The sequence below is a fragment of the Herbaspirillum sp. UBA812 genome (genome assembly GCF_002296545.1).
Lineage (GTDB): Bacteria > Pseudomonadota > Gammaproteobacteria > Burkholderiales > Burkholderiaceae_D > Herbaspirillum > Herbaspirillum huttiense.
In genome coordinates this window covers 1-10,312 of sequence record NZ_DBIC01000077.1, presented here as the reverse complement: position 1 = coordinate 10,312, position 10,312 = coordinate 1, and the positions used below count along the sequence as shown (strand labels likewise).

Annotated in this window: 9 protein-coding genes; 5 read left to right on the top strand and 4 right to left on the bottom strand. The window is 63.8% G+C overall.

The genetic code is table 11. The annotated features are described in order from the left end of the window. Positions 1 to 160 precede the first annotated feature (160 nt). On the top strand, positions 161 to 499 hold the full coding sequence (gene fdxA / locus B3873_RS04970) for a ferredoxin FdxA (RefSeq protein ID WP_088753639.1): 339 nt from the start codon (positions 161 to 163) through the stop codon (positions 497 to 499). Positions 500 to 575: 76 nt separating this feature from the next. Here fdxA and lolA read toward each other — a convergent pair whose 3' ends face one another. Both lolA and B3873_RS04960 read right to left on the bottom strand, forming a co-directional pair. Beyond that, complete coding sequence (lolA, locus tag B3873_RS04965) at positions 576 to 1,289, bottom strand: outer membrane lipoprotein chaperone LolA (RefSeq protein WP_134135188.1); 714 nt, start codon at positions 1,287 to 1,289, stop codon at positions 576 to 578. A 125-nt stretch (positions 1,290 to 1,414) separates the two neighbouring features. Further along, positions 1,415 to 3,757 (bottom strand): DNA translocase FtsK, encoded by a 2,343-nt coding sequence (locus B3873_RS04960; RefSeq protein WP_286864372.1) that lies wholly within the window; start codon positions 3,755 to 3,757, stop codon positions 1,415 to 1,417. A 395-nt stretch (positions 3,758 to 4,152) separates the two neighbouring features. Between B3873_RS04960 and trxB the strand changes: the two genes are divergently transcribed. The 3 genes from trxB (at position 4,153) to B3873_RS04945 (ending at position 6,313) form a co-directional block, all read left to right on the top strand. Beyond that, positions 4,153 to 5,106 carry a thioredoxin-disulfide reductase gene (trxB, locus tag B3873_RS04955; protein WP_034331799.1) on the top strand — a complete coding sequence of 318 codons (954 nt, stop codon included), beginning with the start codon at positions 4,153 to 4,155 and terminating at the stop codon, positions 5,104 to 5,106. A 144-nt stretch (positions 5,107 to 5,250) separates the two neighbouring features. Then, positions 5,251 to 5,592, top strand: a complete 342-nt coding sequence (locus B3873_RS04950) for an I78 family peptidase inhibitor (protein WP_286864368.1) — start codon at positions 5,251 to 5,253, stop codon at positions 5,590 to 5,592. Positions 5,593 to 5,659: 67 nt separating this feature from the next. Continuing rightward, positions 5,660 to 6,313, top strand: coding sequence for a Smr/MutS family protein (locus B3873_RS04945; RefSeq protein WP_286864366.1), 654 nt, complete (start codon positions 5,660 to 5,662; stop codon positions 6,311 to 6,313). A gap of 8 nt (positions 6,314 to 6,321) precedes the next feature. Here the strand turns inward: B3873_RS04945 and B3873_RS04940 are convergent, their stop codons facing one another. Continuing rightward, on the bottom strand, positions 6,322 to 7,647 hold the full coding sequence (locus B3873_RS04940; RefSeq protein WP_286864364.1) for a leucine-rich repeat-containing protein kinase family protein: 1,326 nt from the start codon (positions 7,645 to 7,647) through the stop codon (positions 6,322 to 6,324). Positions 7,648 to 7,705: 58 nt separating this feature from the next. Further along, on the bottom strand, positions 7,706 to 8,968 hold the full coding sequence (locus B3873_RS04935) for a PA0069 family radical SAM protein (RefSeq protein WP_286864362.1): 1,263 nt from the start codon (positions 8,966 to 8,968) through the stop codon (positions 7,706 to 7,708). 188 nt (positions 8,969 to 9,156) lie between these two features. On the opposite strand from B3873_RS04935, the gene B3873_RS04930 reads away from it, so the two are divergent. Further along, positions 9,157 to 10,312, top strand: a 1,156-nt coding sequence (locus tag B3873_RS04930) for a sigma-54-dependent Fis family transcriptional regulator (protein ID WP_286864360.1), incomplete at its 3' end; no start/stop codon positions are given.

The window sequence follows — 10,312 nt, the reverse complement described above, 5'->3', positions numbered from 1 at the left end:
AGGCGCGTTCACCAAAGGCCGTAGTCTAACGCAGCAGGCCGCCGCGAGGCCGATGGCGCGATCAAGGGCTGCGCCTGCAGCCATCGGGCGCAGCGGTTAAAATGCGGCCTGCGCGTTTTTCTTCACATCGCCCTTTTACCTGCCCTTTCCCCTGCTTTCCATGCCCTTCGTCGTCACCGATTCCTGTATCCAGTGCAAGTACACCGATTGCGTCAGCGTCTGCCCCATGGACTGCTTCGTGGAAGGCCCGAATTTCCTGGCCATCGATCCGGACGGCTGCATCGACTGCTCCATGTGCGTGCCGGAATGCCCAGTCGGCGCCATCTACAACGCCACCGACCTGCCCGCCGCCCTGTCGCACTTCGAGGACCTCAACGCCCGCCTGGCCAAGCTGCCCGGCTGGAAACCCATCACCAAGGCCCAGCCGCCCCTGCCCGATCATGCGCAGTGGAAGGACGTTACCGGCAAGCTGCCCCTGCTGAAGATGCCCGAACCCTGAAGCGCATGCACCTCACATGAAAACAGCCCCGCAAGCGCAAGCCTGCGGGGCTGTTTGTCGTGAAGGGGGATGCCGGTCAGTTCTCGAACACGTCCGCACCCTTCGGCACGGTGAAGTTGAAGCTGTTGCCCTTGAGCGGCGGATTCTTCTCGAAGCTGTCGAAGCTCAGCACCGAGACCTGGCCAAAGGAATCATGCAGTTCCATGGCTACCGGCGTGCCATTCTTCAGGCCGATGCCGATGTTGTCGAAGGTCGTATCCTTGCTTTTAGGCACGGCTTGCAGCCATTCCAGGCCATCCTTGGTGCCGGCTTCCTTCAGGGTGAAGTTTTTTTCCAGATCATTGCTGCCGAAGAGGATGGCAGCCGGCGAAGAGCCCAGCGCATTGCCCAGTTTCTTGGTCGTGACCTGGTTGAGGTCCTTGTCGTAGATGAAGAGTTTTTCTCCATCAGCCTGGATCACCTGCTCATAGGGCTTCTGGTAGGTCCAGATGAATTTGCCCGGACGCGAAAACACGAAGCTGCCGCTGGACGTATTGACCACCTTGGAGCTGCCGTTCTCGACCCGCACCATGCGCTGGGTAAAAGCCCCCTTGGCCGATTGCGTGCTGCTGACGAACTGCTTGAACTGGTCCAGCGCAGCGGCCGAAGCGCGGCCGGGGGTCAGCGCGGTGATGGCGATGGCACCGGCCACCGCCAGTGCCGAAAGACCGGCCGCCATGACCAGCCGGCGCAGGTTGAAGGTACGGGCTTGCGCAGTGCGCGAGCGGAAAGCGTTTCTGGAATTGTCCATGTTATTCGATTCCTTCTTGACGAATGCCACCAGCAAGGTGGCGGCCGGCGCGACAGTGGCCGGCCTTCTGGGCGTGCTGTTGATGACGGGATGCAATCTTGCGCGCAACTGGATCGGAACCCGGCTTATTCAGCCGCATCGCCGGCACCTGCCGGCACCAGGATTTCACGGTTGCCATTGGATTGCATGGTGGAGACCAGGCCGCTTTGCTCCATCTGCTCCAGCAAGCGCGCCGCGCGGTTGTAGCCGATGCGCAGGTGACGCTGCACCAGCGAGATCGAGGCCCGGCGATGTTTCAGGACCACGGCCACGGCCTGGTCGTACATCTCGTCGCCTTCGCCGCCACCGGCACCGGCCGCAGCACCGCTGCCACCGCCACCGTCAGCGCCCTCCAGCACGCCTCCCTCTAGGATGCCCTCGATGTAATTCGGTTCCCCCTGGGCTTTCAGGTGCTCCACCACGCGATGCACTTCATCATCCGAGACGAAGGCACCGTGCACCCGCACCGGCAAGGCCGTGCCCGGGGCGTTGTAGAGCATGTCACCCATGCCCAGCAGGGCTTCGGCGCCCATCTGGTCAAGGATGGTGCGAGAGTCGATCTTGGACGACACCTGGAAAGCAATGCGCGTAGGCACGTTGGCCTTGATCAGGCCGGTGATCACGTCCACCGAGGGACGCTGCGTAGCCAGGATCAGGTGGATGCCTGCGGCGCGCGCCTTCTGGGCGATGCGGGCGATCAGTTCTTCCACCTTCTTGCCCACCACCATCATCAGGTCGGCCAGTTCGTCGATGATGATGACGATGGTTTCCAGCTGCTCCAGCGGTTCCGGCGCATCCGGGGTGAGGCTGAAGGGATTGGGGATCTTCTCGCCACGCTTCTCGGCATCGATGATCTTCTGGTTGTAACCGGCCAGGTTGCGCACGCCCAGCTTGGACATCTTCTTGTAGCGGCGCTCCATCTCTTCCACCGCCCAGTTCAGGGCGTGGCCGGCCTGGCGCATGTCGGTCACCACCGGCGCCAGCAGGTGCGGAATGCCTTCATAGATCGACAGTTCCAGCATCTTGGGATCGATCAGGATCAGGCGCACCTGGCGCGGCGAGGATTTGTACAGCAGCGAAAGAATGGTGGCATTGATCCCCACCGACTTGCCCGAACCGGTGGTACCGGCCACCAGCAAGTGCGGCATCTTGGCCAGGTCGGCCACCACCGGATTGCCGGCGATGTCCTTGCCCAGCGCCACGGTCAGGCTGGAATGGCTGTCGTTGTAGACCTTGGAGCCGAGGATCTCGGTCAGGCGAACGATCTGGCGCTTGGGATTGGGCAGCTCCAGGCCCATGAAATTCTTGCCCTGGATGACTTCCACCACGCGAATCGACGTCAGCGACAGCGAACGCGCCAGGTCGCGCGCCAGGTTGACGATCTGGCTGCCCTTCACGCCTGTGGCCGGTTCGATTTCATAACGGGTGATCACCGGGCCGGGATAGGCCGCCACCACCTTGACCTCGACACCGAAGTCGGCCAGTTTCTTTTCGATCAGGCGGCTGGTGAATTCCAGGGTTTCCACCGAGACCGTCTGCTGCGCCGGCGGTGCTTCGTCCAGCAGCGACAGCGGCGGCAACTCGCTGTTGAGGTCATCGAAGAGGCTGGTCTGCTTCTCCTTCTGGACGCGGTCGGATTTCTGCACTTCCACGATTTGCGGTTCGATGCGGATCGGCGGCGCCTCGACGATCTTGGCGCGTTCCTGCACCACGGTTTCCTCGCGCTTGACGGCGGCTTCCTGGCCGGCGCGGCGATCGGCCCGGGCGGCGAAGAAGTCGCGCACCCAGAACAGGCCATCCTCGATCATGCCTCCGATGCGTTCCACCGCCGCCAGCCAGGACACCTGAAACAGCAGCGAAAAGCCCAGCCCGAACAGCAGCAACAGCAACAAGGTGGAGCCAGTGAACCCGAAGGTCGGCTGCATGGCCGAACCGATCATCTCGCCCAGCACGCCACCTGAAGAATGCGGCAGCTTGGGCGCAAAGCGCTGCATGCGGGTGAATTCGATGCCCATGCTGCCGGTCAGCATGAAGACAAAGCCCACGGCGCGGATCAGCGGCTCCTGATGGTGTTCCGGTTCCACCGGCTGGGCCACCAGGAAGCGGTTCGACAGGCGCCGGTAGCCGGTCCACACCGAGCGCCCCAGCAAGACGCACCACCACCAGGCCGAGAGCCCGAAGATGTAGAGCAGCAAGTCGGCCATCCAGGCGCCGACGCGGCCGCCCCAGTTGCCCACGCGCGGCACCGAGCTGGCCACCGACCAGCCAGGGTCGGTCTTGCCATAGCTCAGCAGGATCAGCGCCAGATAGGCCAGCAAGGCCGCCAGCGCCAGCCAGCGCGCCTCCGATAACAGCCGTACCAGACGGTTGGGCATGGGAGGAGCCGGCGTCTTGTTGGTGCGGATGTGGGCTTGACTCGTCTTGGACATAACTTCCGTACAAAAAAAACTAGCCGTCATTGTAACGGCATTGACTTGGCGCTTCGCGGTTTTGCGCTGGGCGGCGGGAAACCCGCTGCACTGACCTTGATTGACCGCTATCGTTCTGGGGGTGCTGTCATTTTGTTCATATTTTCGACAGCGTTGCTGCTACTGTCTGCCACGCCGGCGGCTATCACCGGCATAGCGTAATTCCATGAGCCCCGTTGAGGGCATGGACTATAATCTTACCCGTTTTGCAGCGCGGCAAACCGCAAACTTGTGCGCTGGCAACCGCCCCGCTTGTGCCGGCCGGTCTGGCTGAACTGCCAGACCGGCCGGGAATTGAAATCCCCGGGAGTCGCCTCATTTGCAGAAGCGATCCCACAACATTTGATGAGTAGCTTATGAGCACGCCCAAACATGCCAAGGTCCTGATTCTCGGCTCCGGCCCCGCCGGCTATAGCGCCGCCGTCTATGCCGCGCGCGCCAACCTGAACCCCGTGCTGATCACCGGCGTGGAGCAAGGCGGCCAGCTGATGACCACCACCGACGTCGAGAACTGGCCCGGCGACCCGCTGGGCGTGCAAGGCCCGGAACTGATGCAGCGCCTGCTGCAGCACGCCGAGCGCTTCAACACCGAGATCATCTTCGATCACATCCACACCACCAAGCTCTCCGAGCGCCCGTTCCGCCTGATCGGCGACAGCGGCGAATACACGGCCGATGCCCTGATCATCGCCACCGGTGCCTCCGCCCAGTACCTGGGCCTGCCCTCGGAACAGGCCTTCATGGGCCGTGGCGTATCGGCCTGCGCCACCTGTGACGGTTTCTTCTATCGCGGCAAGGAAGTGGCCGTGGTCGGCGGCGGCAACACCGCCGTGGAAGAAGCACTGTACCTCTCCAACATCGCCAGCAAGGTCACCATCGTGCACCGCCGCGACAAGTTCCGCGCCGAGCCCATCCTGATCGACCGCCTGCTGCACAAGGTCACCGAAGGCAAGATCGCCATCCAGTGGCATTCCACCCTGGATGAAGTGGTCGGCGACGACAGCGGCGTGACCGGCATCAAGATCAAGTCGACCCAGGACGGCGCCATCACCGAGATCCCGGTGCACGGCCTGTTCATCGCCATCGGCCACAAGCCCAACACCAGCATCTTCGACGGCCAGCTGGAGATGCAGAACGGCTACCTGAAGACCCGCACCGGCACCGAAGGCTTTGCCACCGCCACCAGCATCGACGGCGTCTTCGCCGCCGGCGACGTGCAGGATCACATCTACCGCCAGGCCATCACCAGCGCCGGTACGGGTTGCATGGCAGCACTGGATGCACAGCGCTATCTGGAAGGCCTCGAATAAGCAGGTAAAGAGATGTAAAATGCTGCGCTGCGAGAACTCGCAACGCAACGGGCACTCCAAAAGCCGGTGACGAGTTGTCGTCCCGGCTTTTTTGTTTCACTCGAGCAATCTCATATCAGAATCATCAAGACCGAGGAAAGCATCGTGCCCTATTATTCATCCCCCTCCCGCGCCGCTCGCCGCTCGCCGGTGCTCAAGGCCGTGCTGGCCACCGTGAGCCTGGGTGCCGTGCTGGTCGCCTGCAGTGCTTCCCGCGAAACCCCGGTGGCCGACGCCACGGCCGGCCAATGCGATGCCTCGCGTGCCGATCACCTGATCGGCGAAAACTACAGTGGCTACGTGGAGCGCCAGGCATTGGCCGAATCCGGTGCCACCGAGATCCGCGTTCTCAAGCCGGACGACGCCGCCACCATGGACTTCAACCCGCGCCGCCTGAACCTGCATGTCGATCCCGGCCTGGTGATCATCAAGGTGGCTTGCGGCTGAAGAGCTCGCCCGCTTCTGCTAAAGTAGTCACTCAGGGAACAATACGCTACAGGGTTGGGTGGCTGTCATGGCGACAATGAAGGATTTCTCGGCGCTCCAGGGATTGCGCCGCGATCTGCAGGAACAGGAAAAAGCGCGCGCACTGGCCTTGGCCGAGCGCCAGCGCCAGGAAGCGGCAGCCCGCGAGGAAGCCAACATCTTCCGCAACAGCATCGGCCAGGTGGCGCCCTTGCGTCCCGAAGTGGTCGACAAGGCCCATTACCTGCCGGAACCTCCCCTCCCCATTCCCCGCCAGCACCTGGCCGATGAACAGGCCGCACTGCTGGAGTCGCTGTCCGACGAATTCACCGTCGACACGCTCATGGACAGCGACGAAAACCTCAGTTTCGCCCGCCCCGGCGTGGGCATGGATGTCTTGAGCAAGCTGCGGCGCGGCAACTGGGTGATCCAGGCCCAGCTGGACCTGCACGGCTATCGCCGCGACCAGGCGCGTGAAGCCTTGGGTGAATTCTTGCGCCAGTCACGCCGCCGCGGCCTGCGCTGCGTGCGGGTGATCCACGGCAAGGGACTCGGTTCGGTGAACAAGGAGCCCGTGCTCAAGCACAAGGTCCGCAACTGGCTGGCGCAGAAGGATGAAGTGATGGCCTTCTGCCAGGCGCGCGCAGCCGATGGCGGAGCGGGCGCGCTGGTGGTGCTGCTGCGTTCCAGCGAACGGACCTGAACGCCGCTTCAGTCCGCAGTCAGATTGTCCAGCATGGCCACGATGGCCTCGAAATGCGGCCGTGCGGCTGCATCGGCGCTCAGGCAAGCCTGGCGCACCCCGGCCAGGGCCGCACGCTGCTTCTTGCCGGCCTCATCTTCCGGCTGGCCATGCGCCAGCAACTCTTCCAGCAGACAGCCATAGGCCCGCACTTCCATGGCCTGCACGCCCCAGGCATGCGGCTGTCCGGCATCGTAGAACCAGGCCGCACCGAAATCGCCGAGCAGGGCTTCGCCGTCCCGATGCAGGATGTTGTGACCGTAGAGGTCGCCATGCACGATGCCCTGCGCATGCAGGTGGGCGGCTGCCGAGGCGATATCGCGTGCGATGGCGATCACTTGACTCCAGGCGAGCGTGAAGCCTTGCGCATACACATCGCGCGTACAGGATTGCAGGCTGGGCGGGCCGGCCAACACCTTGAAATCGGGATCGATCAGCGGCATCACCAATCCCTGCACCGCTTGCGGATGACCTTGCAAGCGCCCCAGCACGGGAATGAGCCCACGATGGCTACCGGCCATGATGCAGGCCGCCATCTCACGTTCGGGCAGGCCATCGCTGGTGACAGCGCCCTTGAAAAGCTTCACCGCCACCGGCTGCGACCTGTCTGCCACGGTCCAGCGGGCAGCGTGGATCACACCGGAGGCGCCTTCTCCCAGCTTTTCGCCCAAGGCCAGATCATCCCAATCGATGGCCGCGACTTGCGCGTTGCGGTCCGCCGTTTCCTCCACCGCTACACACCAGGGATTGCCCGCCATAGCCAGCCAGCTCAGGCGTGGCAGGGTCAGCAGCCAATGCGGAAACGCCTCCAGCGCATTGGCCGACAGGCGCAGCAGTTCCAGGTTGCGGCAGGCCGCCAGTTCCGGCGGCAGTGAGCGCAGGCGGTTGCCCGCCAGCATCAGCTTCTGCAGGCGGGGGCACTGCCCGATGCTCGATGGCAGCTGCTCAATTCGGTTGTCGGTCAGCACCAGCCAGCGCAGCGTGGGTGGCAGCGATTCGGCAGGTACATGCTCGATCCGGTTGGCCTTGAATCCGATCATCTCCAGCGACGGACAGCGTCCCAGTACGGCGGGCAATTCGGTGAAGGGATTGTCGGAACAGAAGACGATGCTCAGCCGGTGCAAACGCGGCAGGTCGTCGGGCAAGGCAGTCAGTTCGTTGCCGCTGAGGTCCAGAATCTCAAGGGTTTCAGCCAAGGTGAAGATTTCTGGCGGGAATTCGCGCAGGCCGCACGAGAGAGACAGGCGGGTGATGCCTTCCAGCGCGCCGCTGCGCAGTTGTTCCAGAGTGTGCATGCAGAGAAGTGAAGAAACGGACTAAAACGCGGATCTTACCAGCCGCCGGCCGTCTGCCTCAGAACAAATCCAGCTGGGCATCGCCCGCCGAGCGCCCCTGCCCCGCCGGCACCACCATTGGCCGCTTGAAGCGGCTGGCATCCAGCGTAGCAAAAGCCCGATTGCGATGATCGATGCCCAGGCGCCGGCTGGCCTTCTCGAAGCGCTGGTGCAGCAGATCGGCCCAGACCCCGGTGCCGCGCATGCGGGTGGCGAAATCGGCGTCGTAATCCTTGCCGCCACGCATGTCCTGGATGCGGTTCATCACTCGCGCCGCACGGTCGGGGAAATGTGCCTGCAGCCACTGGCGAAACAGCGGGCTGACTTCCCAAGGCAGGCGCAGCACGATATAGCCCGCCTGGCGCGCCCCGGCCTCCACGGCCGCCTCCATGACGCGTTCCAGGTCCGGTTCGGTGACGAAGGGGATCACCGGCGCAATCGACACGCTCACCGGAATGCCCGCCTCGGCCAGCGTGCGGATCACCCGCAATCGACGCGCCGGGCTGGCCGCGCGTGGTTCCAGCGTGCGCGCGATGGCCGCATCCAGCGTGGTGATCGTCACTGCAACGATGGCCTGCCCCTTGGCTGCCATGGGGGCCAGCAAGTCGATATCGCGCTCGACCAGCGAGGACTTGGTGATGAGCGCCACCGGGTTCTCGCAATCGTGCAGGATCTGCAGGATGCGCCGGGTCAGCTGGCGTTCGCGCTCGATGGGCTGGTAGGCGTCGGTATTGATGCCCACCGTGATGGTGTCGGGTTCATAGGACGGCTTGGCGAGTTCGCGCAGCAGCACCTCGGGGGCATTGCGCTTGGCCACCAGCCGGCTTTCAAAATCCAGCCCAGGGGACAGGCCCAGGTAGCTGTGCGAGGGCCGGGCGAAGCAATAGATGCAGCCGTGCTCACAGCCCCGGTAGGGATTGAGCGAAAGCGAAAACGGCAAATCCGGCGAGCTGTTGCGGGTGATAATGGAGCGGGCGTCTTCCTCGGTGACGATGGTCTTCAGGCGGGGCGGCTCATCCTCCTCCGGGCTCTCAGCCGCCTGCGGCCGGGACTCGGCAAAACGGACGGACTGCCAGCCATCGTCGAACTCTTCCCGCGCCACCGATTCATAGCGCCCACGCAGGTTGGTGACCGCGCCCCGCCCTTTCTGGGCGGTCTGATCGCGATGGATGAAGGTTTCTGGCGTCAGGGTCGCGTCGTCCTCGCCCGATGCGGCCGACCGAGTCGGCTGCTCTGGAAAAGGCCGGGCAATGCCCTGCGGGAATTTGGGGAAGGAAGCCACGGAAAGCTCATCTATACTGTATTTATATACAGTATTTTGCCTTCACTTCGGACGCGCTGCAAATGCTGTTTCAATTTGTCCTCCTGCCGCATTAATCGGTTATGCTTGTTCACCCTCAGCTTCCCATCAGAGAAGAAAGCGACCATATAGGGGGAACAAGGACCGCCAGAGGTCCCAAGGAGACAAGGATGCAATACCAGGCAAACCGGCCCGGTGCCGGTGCATTGCTGGGCGCTTCGCCCCTGGTGCAGGCCAGCGCCGATGGCGTGCCGGACCTGCAGGCCATCGAACGCTCGCACCAGCGCAGCTCGTCCTACGGCATCACGCGCGGCCAGCGGCCCGACCTGGATTCACTCTCGCGCGCCGACCTGGCCCAGACGCTGGAAGCCAACCAGGCCCTCTCCGGCCATGCCCGCCCGGTCATGGAAACCCTCTACGACCAGATTCGCAATACCCACAGCATGGTGCTCCTCTCGGACGCCGAAGGCACCATCCTGCATACGCTGGGCGACAGCGATTTCCTGGCCAAGGCCGACCGCGTCGCTCTCGGGCCCGGCGGACGCTGGTCCGAACAATTGCGCGGTACCAATGCCATCGGCACGGCCCTTTACGAGCAGAAGCCCACCACCGTGCACGCCCAGCAGCACTACCTGGATGCCAACCGCTTCCTGACCTGTTCGGCCGCCCCCATCTTCGACCATCGCGGCCAGGTCCTGGGGGTGCTGGATGTCTCGGGCGAATGCGGCAGCTTCCACAAGCACACCATGGCCCTGGTGCGCATGTCGGCGCAGATGATTGAAAACCATCTGCTGGCCGGCAGCTTCCCCGATTGCATCACCCTGCACTTCCACAGCCGCGCCGAATTCGTGGGCACGCTGGTCGAAGGCATCGTCAGCTTCACGCCCGGCGGGCGTTTCCTGGCGGCCAATCGCAGTGCGCAGTTCCAGCTGGGGCTGACACTCTCGGCACTGCAGTCGCATACCTTTGCGTCGCTCTTCGGGGTGCCGCTGTCGCTGCTGTTCGAACACCATCGCAAGGCCGCGTCGGGCTTGCTGGAGCTGTGCCTGCACAACGGCATCCGCATCCATGGCCGCGCCGAACTGCGGCTGCGCGACCAGCATTTCCAGAATGCGCGGGAAGCCGTGATCGAAGCGCCGGAAGTGCTGCCCGCCAGTCCGGCCGCGCGCCACGCCCCGCCTGCCCGCCCCCATCCGGGCCAGCCGCGTGGCGGGCTGCAAGCGCTCGATACCGGCGACGCCCGCATGAGCGCCATCATCGCCAAGTTGCGCAAGGTGATCGATCGTGACATCCCGGTCCTCATCACCGGCGAAACCGGCACCGGCA